The sequence below is a fragment of the Vibrio sp. 2-Bac 85 genome (assembly GCF_037546705.1).
GTDB lineage: Bacteria > Pseudomonadota > Gammaproteobacteria > Enterobacterales > Psychromonadaceae > Psychromonas.
Map to the genome: position 1 here is coordinate 115,736 of NZ_JALAAB010000006.1, position 18,017 is coordinate 133,752.

15 protein-coding genes and 4 tRNA genes are annotated in these 18,017 nt (G+C 38.3%); 3 read left to right on the top strand and 16 right to left on the bottom strand.

Going from position 1 to position 18,017, the window contains the following annotated elements; translation table 11 throughout:
• Positions 1 to 185: 185 nt before the first annotated feature.
• Positions 186 to 1,607 carry a signal recognition particle protein gene (gene ffh / locus MT390_RS08645; RefSeq protein WP_166372561.1) on the bottom strand — a complete coding sequence of 474 codons (1,422 nt, stop codon included), beginning with the start codon at positions 1,605 to 1,607 and terminating at the stop codon, positions 186 to 188.
• 147 nt (positions 1,608 to 1,754) lie between these two features.
• On the opposite strand from ffh, the gene MT390_RS08650 reads away from it, so the two are divergent.
• Positions 1,755 to 2,543, top strand: coding sequence for a cytochrome C assembly family protein (locus MT390_RS08650; RefSeq protein ID WP_166372560.1), 789 nt, complete (start codon positions 1,755 to 1,757; stop codon positions 2,541 to 2,543).
• A gap of 275 nt (positions 2,544 to 2,818) precedes the next feature.
• Here the strand turns inward: MT390_RS08650 and MT390_RS08655 are convergent, their stop codons facing one another.
• Positions 2,819 to 3,565 carry an endonuclease gene (locus MT390_RS08655; protein ID WP_499440664.1) on the bottom strand — a complete coding sequence of 249 codons (747 nt, stop codon included), beginning with the start codon at positions 3,563 to 3,565 and terminating at the stop codon, positions 2,819 to 2,821.
• A gap of 341 nt (positions 3,566 to 3,906) precedes the next feature.
• On the opposite strand from MT390_RS08655, the gene MT390_RS08660 reads away from it, so the two are divergent.
• Together MT390_RS08660 and focA are read left to right on the top strand one after the other, a co-directional pair.
• On the top strand, positions 3,907 to 5,181 hold the full coding sequence (locus MT390_RS08660) for an HlyC/CorC family transporter (protein ID WP_166372558.1): 1,275 nt from the start codon (positions 3,907 to 3,909) through the stop codon (positions 5,179 to 5,181).
• 496 nt (positions 5,182 to 5,677) lie between these two features.
• Complete coding sequence (focA, locus tag MT390_RS08665) at positions 5,678 to 7,222, top strand: formate transporter FocA (protein WP_499440768.1); 1,545 nt, start codon at positions 5,678 to 5,680, stop codon at positions 7,220 to 7,222.
• Positions 7,223 to 7,313: 91 nt separating this feature from the next.
• Here the strand turns inward: focA and MT390_RS08670 are convergent, their stop codons facing one another.
• From MT390_RS08670 to MT390_RS08735, 14 genes are all read right to left on the bottom strand, one after another.
• Positions 7,314 to 8,237, bottom strand: a complete 924-nt coding sequence (locus MT390_RS08670; RefSeq protein ID WP_499440665.1) for a LysR substrate-binding domain-containing protein — start codon at positions 8,235 to 8,237, stop codon at positions 7,314 to 7,316.
• A gap of 131 nt (positions 8,238 to 8,368) precedes the next feature.
• Complete coding sequence (luxS, locus tag MT390_RS08675) at positions 8,369 to 8,878, bottom strand: S-ribosylhomocysteine lyase (RefSeq protein ID WP_166372556.1); 510 nt, start codon at positions 8,876 to 8,878, stop codon at positions 8,369 to 8,371.
• A gap of 89 nt (positions 8,879 to 8,967) precedes the next feature.
• Positions 8,968 to 9,582, bottom strand: coding sequence for a transglycosylase SLT domain-containing protein (locus MT390_RS08680; RefSeq protein WP_499440667.1), 615 nt, complete (start codon positions 9,580 to 9,582; stop codon positions 8,968 to 8,970).
• A gap of 174 nt (positions 9,583 to 9,756) precedes the next feature.
• Positions 9,757 to 11,337 carry a glutamate--cysteine ligase gene (gene gshA, locus MT390_RS08685; RefSeq protein ID WP_499440668.1) on the bottom strand — a complete coding sequence of 527 codons (1,581 nt, stop codon included), beginning with the start codon at positions 11,335 to 11,337 and terminating at the stop codon, positions 9,757 to 9,759.
• 150 nt (positions 11,338 to 11,487) lie between these two features.
• On the bottom strand, positions 11,488 to 11,901 hold the full coding sequence (locus MT390_RS08690; protein ID WP_499440670.1) for a YqaA family protein: 414 nt from the start codon (positions 11,899 to 11,901) through the stop codon (positions 11,488 to 11,490).
• Between the two features lie 171 nt (positions 11,902 to 12,072).
• On the bottom strand, positions 12,073 to 13,203 hold the full coding sequence (locus MT390_RS08695) for a sodium ion-translocating decarboxylase subunit beta (protein ID WP_166372552.1): 1,131 nt from the start codon (positions 13,201 to 13,203) through the stop codon (positions 12,073 to 12,075).
• A 10-nt stretch (positions 13,204 to 13,213) separates the two neighbouring features.
• Positions 13,214 to 15,016 carry a sodium-extruding oxaloacetate decarboxylase subunit alpha gene (gene oadA, locus MT390_RS08700; RefSeq protein ID WP_499440671.1) on the bottom strand — a complete coding sequence of 601 codons (1,803 nt, stop codon included), beginning with the start codon at positions 15,014 to 15,016 and terminating at the stop codon, positions 13,214 to 13,216.
• A gap of 32 nt (positions 15,017 to 15,048) precedes the next feature.
• Positions 15,049 to 15,306, bottom strand: coding sequence for an OadG family transporter subunit (locus MT390_RS08705; protein WP_166372550.1), 258 nt, complete (start codon positions 15,304 to 15,306; stop codon positions 15,049 to 15,051).
• 512 nt (positions 15,307 to 15,818) lie between these two features.
• A tRNA-Arg gene (locus tag MT390_RS08710) sits at positions 15,819 to 15,895 on the bottom strand.
• Between the two features lie 78 nt (positions 15,896 to 15,973).
• A tRNA-Arg gene (locus MT390_RS08715) sits at positions 15,974 to 16,050 on the bottom strand.
• A gap of 65 nt (positions 16,051 to 16,115) precedes the next feature.
• Positions 16,116 to 16,192, bottom strand: a tRNA-Arg gene (locus MT390_RS08720).
• An 18-nt stretch (positions 16,193 to 16,210) separates the two neighbouring features.
• Positions 16,211 to 16,303: transfer RNA gene (locus MT390_RS08725), tRNA-Ser, on the bottom strand.
• 175 nt (positions 16,304 to 16,478) lie between these two features.
• Positions 16,479 to 16,664 (bottom strand): carbon storage regulator CsrA, encoded by a 186-nt coding sequence (gene csrA, locus MT390_RS08730; protein WP_166372549.1) that lies wholly within the window; start codon positions 16,662 to 16,664, stop codon positions 16,479 to 16,481.
• A 98-nt stretch (positions 16,665 to 16,762) separates the two neighbouring features.
• Positions 16,763 to 17,995: an aspartate kinase gene (locus MT390_RS08735; protein WP_499440673.1), complete on the bottom strand. Its 1,233-nt coding sequence runs from the start codon at positions 17,993 to 17,995 to the stop codon at positions 16,763 to 16,765.
• Between the last annotated feature and the right edge of the window lie 22 nt (positions 17,996 to 18,017).

Below are 18,017 nucleotides of genomic sequence, written 5' to 3' on the forward strand. Positions count from 1 at the left end.
GTCGAAAGTCAGTGAATTCTGACCACCTGCTTCTGTAGAAAGCCGCAAAATTATACTCTTATTTAGAAAAAGAACAATCAAAATCACAGTCAGCAATCAATTCAAACGGCTAAAATATAAAAAAGCCCCGTTGAATAAGATTCACCGGGGCTTTAAACAATCCTAACATTGCGCTTAATTATGTTTTACTTTTTACGGAAACCGCCTAAACCAGGTGGCAATCCAGCGCCTCCCATACCCGGCATACCACCGCCCATACCAGGCATCATGCCTTGCATGCTACTCATCATTTTACGCATGCCACCGCCTTTACCGGCCATTTTCTTCATCATTTTTTGCATTTGCGTAAACTGTTTAAGCAGTTTATTAACATCTTGAATTTGCGTACCAGAACCCGCTGCGATACGACGCTTACGGCCCCCTTTAATAATTTCAGGCTTAGCACGCTCTTTTTTAGTCATTGAATTGATGATCGCTTCCATTTGATTGGTTGCTTTATCATTAACTTGATCTTTCATTGCATCAGGAATATTCGACATACCCGGCAATTTATCCATCATACCCATCATGCCGCCCATGCTTTTCATCTGCACTAATTGGTCACGGAAATCTTCTAGGTCAAAACCTTTACCTTTTTGAACTTTTTTCGCTAACTTAGCTGCTTTATCTTTATCAACTTTAGTTTCAAGCTCTTCGATTAATGAAAGAACATCACCCATTCCTAAGATACGAGAAGCAATACGATCTGGATAGAAAGGTTCTAAAGCATCAATTTTTTCACCCATACCGATAAATTTAATCGGTTTACCAGTTATATGACGAATTGAAAGTGCAGCACCACCACGCGCATCACCATCAGCTTTCGTTAAGATAACACCGGTCAACGGCAAGGCTTCATTAAATGCTTGTGCCGTATTTGCCGCATCTTGGCCGGTCATTGCATCTACAACAAACAATGTCTCAATTGGATTAATCGCTGCATGTAGATCTTTAATTTCATCCATCATCTCGCCGTCAACATGCAAACGACCTGCCGTATCGACAATCACAACATCAATGAATTTCTTTTTCGCATGGGAAATAGCAGCATTAGCAATATCGATTGGTTTTTGCGTGATATCACTTGGGAAAAATTCAACATCAACTTCAGCAGCTAAGGTTTCCAACTGTTTGATCGCGGCAGGACGATAAACGTCGGCACTCACAACCAAAACTGATTTCTTTTCTTTGTTTTTTAATAATAATGATAATTTAGCAACAGAGGTGGTCTTACCCGCACCTTGTAAACCTGCCATTAATAATACTGCTGGCGGCTGGGTCGCTAAATTTAAATTTTCGTTGACTTCACCCATTGCCAATTCAAGTTCGTTTTGTACAACTTTGATAAAGGCTTGGCCTGGGTTTAAACTTTTGGCAACTTCTTGCCCAATCGCACGTTTCTTGATTGCTTTAATAAAGTCACGAACAACCGGTAAAGCTACATCGGCTTCTAACAACGCCATACGTACTTCGCGTAATGTGCCTTTAATGTTGTCTTCTGTTAATCGACCTTTACCACTGATACTTTTCAGTGACTTCGACAATCTGTCCGTTAAATTCTCAAACATGTTTATGTCTCATAGCTATAAATAATTAGGATTTTGTGTATTATACGCATTTATGCTTTTTCAAAATAGTATTAACTTCTCATCCATTCAATAAAGCTTATAATGAAGGTTATTAAAAGCCATTTTTATGAGTAAAGGCAGTAATATATGAGTCAACTGGCAACTATCAGTGTTGTATTTTATTTACTAAGTGGCTTACTTGCTAGCCGCCAATTATTTTCACCTCAAGCAAAGTTAAGCTATCAGATTATTACCTTGTCAAGTGTCGCACTATTAAGCCACGCTGCTTGGTTATATGAAAACATCTTTTTAATAAATGGTCAAAATTTGCCTATTTTAAATGTTGTTTCATTGGTGAGTTTTTTAATTGCAGCGCTGTCATTGGCCATCAACAAAAAAATCAATACCGGCGTTCTGTTACCAATCGTGTATGGGTTTAATATTGTCAATTTTATCGCTGTGGTGTATTTACCAAGTCATTACATTACCCACTTGGAAGATAACCCGCAGGTTGGTTCTCATATTATTTTAGCGCTACTCGCTTATGCCATGATGGTCATTGCCAGTTTATTTGCATTGCAATTAGCCTATGTAGATTACCGATTAAAGAAACACAGATCGCCCATCGCAGGTTTGAATTTACCGCCTTTAATGACGCTTGAAAAAAGCTTATTCCAGTTTATTTTAATTGGATTTGTCCTCTTAAGTTGTACATTAGTCACCGGTTTTATGTTTTTAGATGATATGTTTGCAAGTGAAAGTGCACACAAGGCAGTGCTGACTATTGTTGCTTGGGTTATTTATGCAACCTTGCTATGGGGGCATTTCAAGAAAGGATGGCGTGGTCGTTTAGTGATCTATATTACTATTGTTGGCTCTTCAATGTTAACGCTTGCTTACTTTGGCAGTCGCTTTGTAAGAGAAATAATTCTCTGATCCTTTACTCAAAAATGTTCAATTCTAAGTGATACCATCTTGTTATGATAAGCAGTTAAAAAAGATAAACAGTTATCAGCACTAAACAAGATGGTTTATAAAACAGCCATTCCTTTGCTTAAAAGCAAGCCTCTACAACCCCACACCATAATATTAAAACGAGAGTATTAAAACGAGAGTATTAAAACGAGAGTATTAAAACAATTCATAAAACTCATTTCATTTAAACCGTTTCATTAAACAGTGTGTGGTTAACTAAACTTATTTGAGTTGTATTAGTTGAGTCCTGCAGCTTGGCAACTCTGTTGTACTATTTCGTTATTGTTGCCCTGTACTTTTTGAATACGTTTAGCGCGCTCACATTCCCATGCGTTAACTGGGTAGGTTTTATGCCAAGCGGTCATTAATTGACGCTGTTGACGACTCATTTTATAACTAGGATAAATAGTATCCATGTATAAATAAGCACGTGCAATCACACCTCGGCTTTGTACAGGCGGCTCTACTTTACGCTTTTCTATTTTCATTGCGCAGCTACCAAAGCTACTTTGAACATTACCTAACATTACAAAGTTATAATTGCTGCGACTCGCATTAACTGAACCAATCGCAGGATATAGATTGTACATATCAGCTTGCATATATCGGTATTCTGCATTGGTTTTTTCTGCACAACGTCGCCCTTTATAGGCTTTACCTTTACTCGTTATGCATTGTTTATCGCCACTTCGCCATTCAGTAAAATTACGTCCAAAGTTTTCCGCTGGCACAACATGTTCCCACTCAATGCGCTTTGCTCTTTTTTTGTATTTTTTACTTTCAAAGCCGGAGGTAGCAATTACATTTTTTTTGCTATCAAACTCTGCATCGCAATATAAAGTGTGGCGTTCTTGAGGTACTAAATAGATTTCTTTCTCTAATTTCTTTTTAGCACTTGAAAAGGATTGTATTTGTGTATTCTCAGCATAGGAAGGTAATGACAAAAATAGTATAGAGATAAACAGTAAAGGTTTGATAAGCATGCCCTATTATTCAAAAGGCGGCATTATCAATATTATTCAACACGCTGACAAGTGATTAATGTCATAAAATGACCATTATTGAGTTTTAATTGAGCGCATATAGAGTCTCAATAGTTACTTTACAGTTCGCTGTTCAGTAGTAGTTAGCGCTATATAGGCTGGTAAATAGCTAAGTAGGTAATTGAGGATTAGCAGAGCGAGTTTTCAATAATTCACATAATATCGTCAAAATACTTTTTTATAGGGTTTTTTGGAAAATCTACTTTGTTATATTTGCATTTCTTCGATAATATCAAGGCCATCATTTTTAATTTTTTTAAAAGCAACTATCGAGAGCACTCTTGAACGAAATACCCACAAGCGCATTATTTATTAGTTTAGCCGTTTTAATCATCATCTCAGCTTATTTCTCTAGTTCAGAAACCAGCATGATGTCTTTAAACCGTTATCGTTTACGACACTTAGCAGCAGACAAAAACAAAACTGCACTACGTGTTGAAAAACTATTAAACAAACCAGATAAATTGATCGGCTTGATATTAATTGGTAACAACTTAGTTAATATATTGGCTTCTGCGATTGCCACCATTATAGGTCAACGCATGTTTGGTGATGCAGGTATCGCTATTGCGACAGGCGTTCTGACACTAGTAATACTGATTTTTGCAGAGGTTACTCCTAAAACACTCGCGGTTTTATATCCAGAAAAAATTGCTTTCCCTAGCTCGGTCTTATTAGCACCTCTACAAAAAATATTAAGTCCATTAGTTTGGTGTATTAACGGTATTTCTAACGGTTTATTAAGAATATTTGGTATCAGTGTTCATAATCAAAGTGACAATGCGTTATCAAGTGATGAATTACGCTCTGTTGTGCATGAAGCCGGATCAATGATCCCTGAGCATCACCAACAAATGTTATTAAGTATTCTTGAGTTAGAAAAAGTCACTGTCGATGAAATCATGGTGCCACGTAATGAAATCGCTGCTATTGATATCAACCAAGATTGGGATACGATTTTAAAGCAGTTAAAACATCGTACCCATACTATGACCTTGTTATACCGCGACACTATTGATGACTCTATTGGTTTCTTACACGCACGTGACTCACTATTGATCCTGTTAAAAGAAGACTTCACTAAAACCACATTGTTAAGAAGTGTACGCGAGTTGTACTTTATTCCAGAAGGTACACCACTTAATACGCAATTGATTAAGTTCCAACAAAATAAAGAACGTATGGGCTTAGTGGTGGACGAATACGGTGATATTCAAGGGTTAGTGACTCTGGCGGACATTCTAGAAGAGATAGTTGGTGACTTTACCACAACCCGAGAGCCACATAGTTCAGAAGAGATCCACAAACAACAAGATGACAGTTATATTATTGAAGGTAGTTTAGGCATCCGTGACCTAAATAAAGAAATGGGTTGGTCTTTACCTACAGATGGGCCTCGTACTTTAAATGGTTTAATTCTTGAGCATCTTGAAACAATCCCTACCGCCAACATCAGTACACGCATATGCGGTTATCCAATGGAAATCATTGAAGTTGAAAACAATATGGTTAAATTAGTGAAAATTATTCCTCATTTATATAGTGAGGAAAATTAATAACATTAGCTCAATTAATAGCATTAGGTCATCTTGCATAATAATCAGCTAATCTAGCTATTATGACTGATGAAAAATTAGCTACTTTCTATCAAGCAAACCAATCGGTTTGCTTTTTTTTGCTCTAAATTTAGTGTTTAACAGCATTCCTCCTAACAAACTAGCTCTCCACTAAGATAATCATTGCAGATGGTCTGCGCCAACTTGTAATGATTGAAGTAAGTATGTGATCTTAATTTTTTACAACAGCTACTAAGCATCAATGATTGAAGTAAGTAAGTGTTCTTAATTTTTACGACAGCTACTAAGCATCAATCTTTTTGATTCTGAGAATAAAAACTATCAAATATTCTTTAACTGAAAAGGATCGTATTGTTTTTACAACGCATCGATAGCGTTCAATTAATAAGTGTTCAATGAATAGTTGAATTCAAGAGGAGATAAACAATGACAACCACTTCATATCATTTTATTGCAGGAGGCTTAGTGATTGCATATGAACCATGCCATTAACCACTTAAATACGAATACGATCCAAGCAGTAGCCAAGCCACATCCTTTAGCAGATGTCAGTCATTATGGTGTACAAAAAGCCAATAAAAGTAAGCTTCATTCTTTTGGCTTATCGGTGTTTGCGGGTGTTTTTATCGCCATTGCATTTGTTTTTTACGTTACGGTAACGACCGGCAGTGATGCTTCTTCTTGGGGCCTCACACGTTTAGCGGGAGGCACTGCATTTAGTTTAGGCTTAATACTCGTAGTGGTATGTGGAGCAGAATTATTCACTAGTACCGTATTGAGTAGCGTTGCCTGGGCACAGGGTAAATTAAGTACCCTGCAGTTAATCGGTTGCTGGGTACGTGTTTACCTAGGCAACTTTGTTGGGGCGATGCTGATTTTATTACTGATTTTTGGTGCCAAAATGTACCAACTTGACGGTGGACAATGGGGTATTAATGCACTGCATCTTGCACAGCATAAAATCCACCACACCTGGCTACAAGCCTTTTCCTTAGGCGTGCTATGTAACCTATTGGTGTGTTTAGGTATTTGGATGACATTTAGCAGTAAAGATATGTTAACAAAGTCATTCTTACTGATACTACCGGTTGCAATGTTTGTCAGTAGCGGTTTTGAACATAGTATCGCAAACCTATTTATGGTGCCTTTGGGTATTGTTTTACAACATACCGTACCAGCTGAGTATTTAATCTCATTGGGATATAACGCGAATAGTTTTGCTGACCTAACAGTGAGTCATTTTGTACTCAACAATTTAATCCCCGTTACCCTAGGCAATATTGTCGGAGGAGGCGTAATGGTTGGTTTAGGCTATTGGTTAATTTACCAAGATATTCCAGTTCCATTAACAAATGATGTCCCGTTACCAACAGAATCAATAACACCGACATCGATGACTCACAAATCAACATCAGACCTCGCTACGACGACTTATTTACCATCACAAGGAACACCAATTATGAACAATACCTTTTTAACTGACCTAACTGTTGCACAGTTAATGGATACAAAAGCTATCACTTTTTCAGGACAACAAACGGCAACCTCTGCTTTATTAGAGTTATCAGCACAACAAGCGCGTGGAGCAGTCGTTATTAATGAGCAAAAAGAACTACTTGGTTTTGTATCAGAGCAAGATTTATTACGTAACTGGTGGGCAAATGATTTTGAGTTAGATCAGCAGTTAAGTGTCGCTGATGTCATGCAAACTGAAGTATTAAGTGTCACTCCAGAGCAAAGTATTGCGGAGTTAATTGAATTTATGACCGTCGATAAAAGTATCTTATTCCCGGTTAGCGATTCAGGTGTTTTATTATCAAGCCAATACCTAAGTTACCATCAACGCCTTAATAAAGCGGCCGCTAAACGCCCTTCTATCTATCCAGTGATTGATAATGGTATCGTAGTGGGTACGATCACGCGCCAGCATATTACTCAACATTTACTGTTACAGATGCAGTTTCAAGAAAAAGATGTTTCTGATATTCAACAAAACACCACATCACATCAAGCGGCTTGATAAAGACGCATAACTTAAGCTATGTAACTCAAATGGCATAACTTAAAATGACACTGTCGAAGGTTACATAGCAGCTCAATAACAAATAGAATTAATCGGAAAAGTGATTAATTCTATTTTTTTGTATACTACGTACTAAACGCTTAGCTTCTGTAATAACACAATCTTTTAATGGGTTTTGCCCTAAATCATCTAACCAAACAAATGATAAACTACGATGCATATCTAACTCAGGAGTATTCAGTATGACTAGTTCACAACGCTCAACTTCTCTTTTTACATCTAACAGAGGTAAGCAGCCGACATAACTGCCATTTTTCACCAATTCTTTAATAACAGGGACACTTTCATATTCTTTCCACACATCAAGATGGTCAATTAAACCATGTACCGCGCTTTCAAAAATACGTCGCGTACCTGCTCCATGTTCCCTTAAAATCCAGCGGGCTTGCTCTAACTGTGCGAGATTAACTACCTTTGAATGTGCGTAAGGGTGATGGGTGTTAGTAAAAATGACTAAATGATCATCAAAAATAGCTTCTTGCATAACACGACTATCATCATTGCGCCCTTCAATAATACCTAATTCAAATTCATGATTTAATAACCCTCGAATCACCTCTTCACTATTTTCAATGGAGAGTTCTATACGTAGTTCAGGGAAGTCACTATCGATATTACTGATTAGTTTTGGCAATAGGTGTTCAGCGGCGGTTTGGCTTGCACACAATGATAAGGTACCACTGATTAAATGCTGATCTTTTAAGCCTTGATCAATTTGTTGTGCATTTTGGATCAGTTTTCGCGCCTGCGGTCTTAACCATCTCCCCCAGTGGCTTAAGGTTAAACGGTTTCCATGGCGAATGAACAAAGGTCGGTCAAGTAAGTTTTCTAATTGTGCTAAGGACATACTCACTGCAGATTGTGTCATGCATAAGTGTTCCGCGGCACGGCTAACACTTTCATTACTCGCGATCGCGTTAAAAACTTGTAACTGCTTTAAGGTGTACTTCATGAGAGTCCATTAATGACGTTATTGAGCTCTCAATGTAAAGCATCAGTTTTTTTGATACTTGATATAAAACAATTCACTAAAAAATAAAGCAAAAAAAAGGCTGCAAAGCAGCCTTAATAGTTATCTCATATTTACAGTTGTTGTAATTGCTCTGCAGACAATGAAATATCATCATTTTTATTGATACCAACACCCGCATCTATAATTGCTTGCGCAATCTCTTTTGCTTCAGCTAATGAGTGCATTGCATAAGTACCACATTGATATTCATTTAGTTCTGGAATTTGGTTTTGGTTTTCTACATTTAACACATCTTGCATTGCCGCTAACCAAGCTTGACCCACTTGTTGTTCTGTAGGTGCACCGATTAAGCTCATGTAAAACCCTGTACGACATCCCATTGGTGAAATATCGATGATTTCAACTTGATCTCCATTGAGATGATCACGCATAAATCCCGCGTACAGATGCTCTAATGTATGAATGCCTTTTTCAGATAAAATATCTTTATTAGGCGCAGTGAAACGTAAGTCAAATACTGTAATAGTATCCTTACTTGGTGTTTGCATGGTTTTAGCAATACGTACTGCTGGCGCTTTCATAATAGTATGGTCAACGGTAAAACTATCTAATAATGGCATAGGGTGTTTCCTTATTTCTTAATTAATTATCTATTTATTCATTTCAAGGATTGAGTTTGAACGATTGTGTTTAGTATTGCATCTACTAACTAGGCATAAAACAATCGCCATAACCAACTCGAATCCAAATCTTCTTGGCAACCTTTTAACTGTGTTGCATATTTTTTAGCACGTACATCCACTTTACGAGAGACTTTTACTAACCACGCTTTTTTGTTGTAACTCTTGCGTTTGTATCCTGTCCAACCCTCATGATAATTCAAATACTGGCCGTAAGCATCCCACTTCGACACACCGTTTATTTTATGCGTTTTGCTGGTGAACCAGCCCATAAAATCGATAGCATCATCAAAATCATCACGACTAGACCAGTTATTACCCGTTTCCCGTTGGTAGTCACTCCAAGTCATGTCTCTGGCTTGTGCATAACCATAGGCATCACTCGCTCGACCAATGGGTATAAACCAAAAATATTGCATCGGTGGCGCAGCATCATGTTTAAAGCTACTTTCTTGATACATAATAGCAATCGGTACATGAATGGGTGTCCCCCATCGTTCTTGCATTTCTTTGGAAGCACTATACCAGTCTCGATTTTCATAAAAAATATCACAAATATTTTCAGGATTTTTAGGAGGCGGTGTTGCACAGGCGATTAATGTGATAGGAAAAATTAAAGTGATTATTTTTTTAAATAAGTGCATAGCTTTACTTTAAACCTCTCAGTTAACCGCGAATAACGTATCGTTTTCCTATTTTATTGGCGCTAAATGAATAACATTAGAAAACAGATTAATAATAACCTAACACGTTATGCAGAGAAATTTTAACAGCACATACAAAGTACGTGCTGTTAGAGATGACCAGCTATCTGCTGTTTATACTTTTTTAGCGTTAGTAAAGTAATCGCTTAAAAAATCAGGAAAACTCAATGTGTCAGCAGCTTCAATGGCTTCACGCTTTTCAATTGAAGTTTGCTTTTGCTGTGCAAATATCTCCTCAGACCAAATAGAATAAGGTTGATCTTGTAGCTCGACTTTATACTGTTTTGCTAAACTCAATGCTAATGTACCATTATCACCCGTAGAATCTTTAATGCATTTTAAAATACGCGCAGAGCTGGTTTGCTCTGGGTCTTCAAAACGAGGGCTGATATGTTGCATTGCATTTTGATAGCGATTATCAACGCGCTCTTTATCTAATAACGACGCCATTTCAGACAGTTGTTGATTTAACCACTTTCCCCAACCTGCAACATCTTTAGTTTGCTCTGCGATGGTTAAAGTAAGTTCAGGTTCACGACCTCGTGTTACCATTTCATTAAAGTTATCCGCACAGGCTGCGTATTCTTCCTGTGATAACGTTGGTGATTCAACACTTGCACACCAAGTTAAAAATAGATCTAAGAAGTTCACTTGCTCTTCAGTAATACCTAATTTACAAAATGGATTAACATCTAAAGAACGAATTTCAATATACTCAATACCACGTGCTTTTAATGCTTGTGATGGCGTCTCGTTAGCTTTTTGAACACGTTTAGCACGAATAGAGGCATATAATTCGTTCTCTATTTGCAGAACATTATCATTAAGCTGAACATATTCGCCATCTTTGACCGTTCCCATCGCAGTAAACTTAGACTCTTTTTTAGATAACGCTTTACGCACGCTATCAAGGTAAGTGTTTAGGCTGTTATAGCAGATGTTTAAATCTGATTGAGAGCTATTGGTATAACCTAAATCACTCAAACGTAATGACGTTGCATAGGGTAAATAAATCGTTCCTTTACCTGTTGCTTCAAAGGGAAGTTTTGTTTCTTTACCTTGTAGGAATGATTTACAAATAGCAGGTGAAGCACCAAATAAATAAGGAATAACCCAACCATAACGCAGGTAATTTCGAATTAACCCCATATATCCAGCAGATTGAGCTGCTTGACCGGTTAACGGTGAGTCGTGCAATTCACCCCAATTATCCCAAAACGCAGCAGGTAATGAAAAATTATAATGCACGCCAGAAATAATCTGCATCATACTGCCGTAACGGTTTTTAAGACCTTGACGATAAGTCGTTTTCATTCTGCCGATATTAGATGAACCATACTGCGCTAATTGCACATTATCTTCACTCATTACATAACAAGGCATACTCATTGGCCAAAGGTATTGCTCCTTAGGCAAGTTCACAACCACATGATGATGAATATCATTAAGATAGTTAAAAAGTTGATCTACGCTAGTTGCAACTGGCGTAATAAACTCTAACAGACTCTCAGCAAAATCAGTGGTGATAGAAGTATGTGTAAGAGCGCTACCGTAAGCACTAGGGTGCCCCTCTTGAGATAGCTTACCATCCTCGTTTACACGTAACGTTTCGCGTTCAATACCACGACCGAATGCAATGAAGCTCTCAGGATGTTCGCTGAGGAAATTAATACGCTGTTGAAAATTCTTAGCCAAGTGTAAACCCCTAGGTGATTTTTTAGAGCGCTAACTCTACCACCTAAATTAGTTGAACTAAATAAGCATTTAATAGAAACAAGAAAGCAGTACTTAGAACAGCAAACAATTGATGTTTTGTTAAGCGTTTTTACTCCCTAATCAAGGCGCTTATGGAAAGATAAAGAATAAAAACATTAGGAACAAATAACGCAAACTTTTACCAATCGCGATATTAATAAAAGCGGGTCCTCTGGAAAGCTTAAGCCATCCAGCAAATAAGCAGATCACATCACCCACAATAGGTAGCCAACTTAATAATAATGCAATATTTCCCCACTTTTGACAGAACAATAATGTTTTGGGGTATTTTAAAGCCGCCTTTGCCTGTCCAAAATTAATATAATAACCGAGTAAGTATGTGACTACTGCGCCTAAACTATTACCTATGGTTACAGCAAAAAAATATTCCCATTTTAAAGATAACTGTTGCTGCAAGTAATAAATAAACAGCACCTCAGATCCACCTGGAAATAATGTTGAAGAGATAAAACCACTGCTAAACAGCAGCCAATAATCATTCATTTATTTTTCTTAAAGATAGCAAAGATAATTCTCTATTTTGCAGGAAAACACTCAAAAATCCTTCCCCTCTTTTTCCTACCCTTACTTTTTAAGAATAAGTATTGCGAAAGCATATAAAAAAGGCCACTAAAAAGTGGCCTCAATCAATAAGTGAAATTGTTATCAGCTTATCTAACCAACAATCGCTAATAATACACCAGCAGCAACCGCACTCCCTAATACACCAGCCACGTTAGGGCCCATTGCATGCATTAATAAGAAGTTATGTGGATTTGCTTCTAACCCGACTTTGTTAGCAACACGCGCGGCCATCGGTACTGCAGAGACTCCGGCAGCACCAATCAAAGGATTGATGGGACTTTTCGAGAAACGTCCCATTGCTTTAGCCATTAATACACCAGAGGCAGTACCAATCGAGAAAGCAATCGCCCCTAATCCTAAAATACCCAATGTTTCTAAGTTCAAGAACTTATCTGCAGATAGTTTAGAACCAACGCCTAAGCCTAAGAAAATCGTAACAATATTAATCAATTCATTTTGTGCAGTTGAACTTAAACGGTCAACAACACCAGACTCTCGCATCAAATTACCTAAACAGAACATACCAACCAATGGCGTGGCTGCAGGTAAAAATAAGATAGTCATGAATAACACCGCTAACGGAAAGATAATTTTTTCTTTCTTACTAACTGGGCGTAACTGTTCCATTTTAATTTGACGCTCTTCAGGCGTTGTTAAAGCACGCATGATCGGCGGTTGAATAATAGGAACCAATGCCATATATGAGTAAGCAGCAACCGCTATTGCACCAAGTAAGTCAGGTGCAAGTTTAGAGGCTAAGAAAATAGCCGTCGGCCCATCTGCTCCACCTATAATGGCAATCGCAGAAGCATCTGCAAGGGTGAATTCAAAACCAGGTACTAAGTTTAATAAAATAGCGCCAAATAACGTCGCAAAAATACCAAACTGAGCAGCTGCACCTAAAAATAAGGTTTTAGGATTAGCAATCAAGGCACCAAAGTCGGTTAATGCTCCTACCCCCATGAAGATAATTAACGGGAATACACCCGTTTCAATACCAATATGGTAGATGTAATAAAGCATGCCACCTTCATCATTAAAACCTGCATTAGGAATATTCGCTAAAATAGCGCCAAAACCAATCGGTAGTAATAATAAAGGCTCAAACTTACGTGCGATCGCTAAATACAATAGCAAACCACCAACGGCCATCATCACTAATTCAGGCCACTGGAAATTTGCAATTCCCGTATCGGCCCATAGTGTCATTAATCCATTCACGTTATCTTCCTTAACCTATTACAAACAGTGAGTCACCGACATTCACAGCATCGCCTTCTCTGATGTTAACGGCTTGCACTGTACCTGATTTTGGAGCACGAATTTCAGTTTCCATTTTCATCGCTTCCATAATCACCAGTACATCACCTTCGTCGACGTGATCACCCTTGTTTACGAGTACTTTAAAGATATTACCCGCTAAAGGTGCCGGTACATCCTCACCTTCGGCGTCAGCAGTTGGTGCTGCAGCTGACGACGCAACTGTTGTGTTCACCTGTGCAGCATTGGCTTTAACTGGAGAAATACCATCGATACTACCTTCTGGACCAACTTGTACGTTAAATAGTTGTCCATCAACCGAGACCGAGTAAGACTCTGGCGCATTTTTAGCTTTAGCAGGAGTGTTAGCAACTTTCATATCATCAGCACTTGGTACAGGCTCAAATGCATCTGGGTTGTTGCGGTTTTCTAAGAATTTAAGTCCGATTTCAGGGAACAACGCATAAATAAGCGCGTCATCAATCTCATTATCAGCAACTTTAACGCCTTTTTCAGCAGCTAGCTTTTTGAACTCAGCTTCGATCGATGCCATTTCTGGTTTAATATTATCCGCTGGGCGACAAGTAATTGCTGTCGCGCCATCTAATACTTTAGCTTGTAATTCAGCATTAACAGGTGCCGGAGTTGCGCCATATTCACCTTTTAATACACCCGCCGTTTCTTTAGTGATATTTTTATAACGCTCACCCATCAATACATTGATCACTGCTTGTGTACCAACAATTTGAGAAGTAGGCGTTACCAACGGAATTAAACCAAGATCTTCACGAACACAGGTAATTTCTTTTAATACTTCATCCATCTTATCTGCAGCACCTTGCTGTTTAAGTTGGCTTTCCATATTAGTTAACATACCGCCCGGTACTTGTGCTATCAAAATACGTGGATCAACACCTTTCAATTCACCTTCAAATTTCACATATTTTTTACGCACTTCGCGGAAGTAAGCAGAAATATCTTCTAATTTATGTAAGTCCAACCCAGTATCACGCGGCGTTCCCTCTACAATAGAAACTAATGTCTCCGTTGGTGAATGACCGTAGGTCATACTCATTGAAGAGATAGCGCTATCAATAATATCAACACCAGCATCAATAGCTTTTTGTTGAGTCGCTAAACTAAGACCGGTTGTTGCATGACAATGCAAGGCTAATGGGATATTGGTGCAAGCTTTAATTTTTGTGACTAACTCTTCTGCAACATAAGGTTTTAATAGACCCGCCATATCTTTAATACAGATAGAGTGAGCCCCCATGTCTTCAAGACGTTTCGCCATATCAACCCAACCATCAATGGTATGGACTGGACTAGTAGTGTAAGAAAGAGCACCTTGAGCATGAGCACCAACTTCAACGGCAGACTTAATCGCCGTCTCAAAATTACGCACGTCATTCATTGCATCGAAAATACGAAATACGTCTACGCCATTAGTGTGTGCGCGTTCAACAAACTTCTGGACCACATCATCAGCATAATGACGGTAGCCTAATAGGTTTTGACCTCTTAACAGCATTTGTTGTGGTGTATTTGGCATCGCCGCTTTTAAAGCGCGAATACGATCCCAAGGATCTTCACCTAGATAACGAATACATGAATCGAAAGTAGCACCACCCCAAGTCTCTAAAGACCAATAGCCTACTTTATCTAGTTTCTCTGCGATTGGTAACATATCGTCAATACGCATACGTGTTGCAAATAATGATTGGTGTGCATCACGTAAAACAACTTCGGTGATTGCGAGAGGCTTAGACATATTCACTTGCTCCTTTATTGATTCTTTGTCCATTAAACTGTTCGTGCTTTGCGGTATTGTTGCACTGCACTAGTGATTGCAGCGATTACCTGAGGGCTTACTTGTGTTTGACTTGCAGCTTGTGTAGCGACGGGTGCTTTACGCTTAGCTGAAATAACAGGTTTGTCTGCAGGAATATATTTAGCCATTAGATTTATACAAATAAATAATAAACCTAAAAACATATAAACAAATGCCATGCCGAGACCCAATAGCATAAATGCAGTAACTAAAGATCCTGTAATATCCATAAATGTACCCTTTCCTTTTCTAGATACACACTGAAACAGCCATTCAACAGATTAAAAATGAATATTTATTCAAATCTAATAAATATTTAATATGCTGCCAACAGTGGGTATTGAATACTTATCACGATTAAATCCATGTAAATAATAAACATCAACCACCAGAATACTTGATTTAATACGCGTTGAACATATGTATTTTCAGTAAAATAGTGTTTCACAGGGGCTTATTATAGTGGTTTTGGCTAAAAAATGAAAGCAATGGAATTTGACTCAACTTCCATAGTTTGCATTTAACAAAAAATAGTCTAATAAAGATGAAAGCAAGGGAGGTCTAAATCACTATTTAGAAATAAAACAAACTGACTATTTATGCATAATTATGAAGAAAACATGCATTTTTAAAGAAAAAATAAGCATAAAAAAATAAATATAGTCATTTATTATGATTAAATATTCAAATGGACTTGAATTTATAGGGAATAGATAAAATTAAATATGGAAATATAAAGAAATGGTGCGGGTGAAGGGATTCGAACCCCTGACCGCCTGGTTCGTAGCCAGGTACTCTATCCAGCTGAGCTACACCCGCATGGTGCTTAATATTATTGGGAATAATATTAATAAGCTCTAAAAACAAAAAAACTTACTTTCGTAAGCTTGTAAAGAATGGTGCGGGTGAAGGGATTCGAACCCCTGACCGCCTGGTTCGTAGCCAGGTACTCTATCCAGCTGAGCTACACCCGCCGCGATATTCTTTATGTTTTTATTTCAATTCTTAAGCTCACCGTCTTTTCGTGCAAATAGAAAGATGGTGCGGGTGAAGGGATTCGAACCCCTGACCGCCTGGTTCGTAGCCAGGTACTCTATCCAGCTGAGCTACACCCGCTTTAAGAATCTACAAGAATGGCGGTGGAGGAGGGATTCGAACCCTCGAACAGGCTATAAACCCGTTACTCCCTTAGCAGGGGAGCGCCTTCGGCCACTCGGCCACCCCACCGTCGTCTTGTTGGCGCACATATTACTGTCTTCTGAAAACAAGTCAAACCTTTTTAGCATAATAATTTACTGCTTGCTTGGTAATTAAACAAACTGCTTGTTTTTTATCTATTACGGTTGAATTTTAGACATAAAAAAAGAGCAATTAAGCTCTTCTTTAAATAACAATTCACTGTCTACTGTGAACTGGCTGCGTTCTTTTCTGCTTGAATACGCATATAAATCTCTTCACGATGCACTGACACATCTTTTGGCGCATTAACACCGACACGTACTTGGTTACCTTTAACACCTAAAACAGTAACGGTCACGTTGTCACCAATCATAAGAGTTTCGCCTACACGGCGCGTTAAAATTAGCATATCCTGCTCCTAAATTATTTTTATTTCATTTCCGTTAACATGAGTATGGCTCACTAAGCACTAAATTCATCTTTTATTTAGCACTCAGTTCACAATTTCTATTTTTCTTGCTTTGGTTCAGACTCTAGCTCAAATGCTTTATGCAATGCACGTACAGCCAATTCTAAGTACTTACTATCTACTAACACTGAAATTTTAATCTCAGAAGTAGCAATTTGGTGCATGTTAATCCCTTCTTCACCTAAGGTCTCAAACATTTTTTGTGCCACACCAGGGTGATTCCACATACCCACACCCACAATAGACACTTTAGCAATCTCGTTATTACCTTGTACTGAGTCAGCATTCAACTTAGTACAAACAACTTCTAACAATTTAGTTGCTTCAGCATAATCATCACGATGTACAGTAAACGTAAAATCAGTTTTACCATCACCTAATGTATTTTGCACAATCATATCAACGTCGATATTAGCTGCACCAATAGGAGAAAGTATTTGTGCTGCAACAGTCGGTTGATCAGGAACACCTGATAACGTTAGACGCGCTTCGTCACGATTAAATGCGATGCCAGAGATAACAGGAGATTCCATTTTATTTTCCTCATAACTAATTAACGTACCACCACCATCTTTAAAACTAGAAAGTACACGTAGTGGCACGTTGTATTTCCCTGCAAATTCAACAGAACGAATTTGTAACACTTTTGCGCCTAAGCTAGCCATCTCTAACATCTCTTCAAAGGTGATGCTATCAAGACGACGAGCATTAGGCTCAACGCGTGGATCTGTTGTATAAACACCGTCAACGTCGGTGTAGATTTGGCACTCGTCCGCTTTTAATGCAGCAGCAATCGCTACGGCAGACGTATCACTGCCACCACGCCCAAGCGTGGTAATGTCATTATCTTCACTGCGACCTTGAAAGCCAGCGACAACAACAATACGACCTTGCTTTAAGTGTTTTTGTAGATTTTCAGTTTCGACATCTAATATACGTGCTTTAGAATGGCTGCGATCGGTTTTCAATCGAATTTGATCACCGGTCATGGAAACCGCATCAACACCCAAACTATGTAACGCCATCGACAATAATGCGATCGTCGTTTGCTCGCCGGTTGTTAATAACACATCCATTTCACGTGCACTTGGTTTCTCAATAAATTCTTTCGCTAAAGCAATTAAACGATTGGTTTCACCAGACATAGCGGATAAAACAACCACAACATCATGGCCCGCCTCTTTTGTAGCTTTTACTTTGTCAGCCACTGCTTTGATTCGCTCCACAGTGCCAACGGAAGTACCGCCATATTTTTGAACTATTAGTGCCATCTTTATTCCTTGCTATACAGTT

Coding starts and splice junctions, on each gene's coding strand:
- focA (WP_499440768.1), top strand. CDS start 5,678: ATGAACCATGCCATTAACCACTTAAATACGAATACGATCCAAGCAGTA.
- ffh (WP_166372561.1), bottom strand. CDS start 1,607: ATGTTTGAGAATTTAACGGACAGATTGTCGAAGTCACTGAAAAGTATC.
- csrA (WP_166372549.1), bottom strand. CDS start 16,664: ATGCTAATTTTAACGCGCCGTGTAGGCGAAACTCTTATGATTGGTGAC.
- MT390_RS08735 (WP_499440673.1), bottom strand. CDS start 17,995: ATGGCACTAATAGTTCAAAAATATGGCGGTACTTCCGTTGGCACTGTG.
- MT390_RS08690 (WP_499440670.1), bottom strand. CDS start 11,901: ATGAATGATTATTGGCTGCTGTTTAGCAGTGGTTTTATCTCTTCAACA.
- oadA (WP_499440671.1), bottom strand. CDS start 15,016: ATGTCTAAGCCTCTCGCAATCACCGAAGTTGTTTTACGTGATGCACAC.
- MT390_RS08680 (WP_499440667.1), bottom strand. CDS start 9,582: ATGCACTTATTTAAAAAAATAATCACTTTAATTTTTCCTATCACATTA.
- MT390_RS08655 (WP_499440664.1), bottom strand. CDS start 3,565: ATGCTTATCAAACCTTTACTGTTTATCTCTATACTATTTTTGTCATTA.
- MT390_RS08670 (WP_499440665.1), bottom strand. CDS start 8,237: ATGAAGTACACCTTAAAGCAGTTACAAGTTTTTAACGCGATCGCGAGT.
- MT390_RS08650 (WP_166372560.1), top strand. CDS start 1,755: ATGAGTCAACTGGCAACTATCAGTGTTGTATTTTATTTACTAAGTGGC.
- luxS (WP_166372556.1), bottom strand. CDS start 8,878: ATGCCATTATTAGATAGTTTTACCGTTGACCATACTATTATGAAAGCG.
- MT390_RS08705 (WP_166372550.1), bottom strand. CDS start 15,306: ATGGATATTACAGGATCTTTAGTTACTGCATTTATGCTATTGGGTCTC.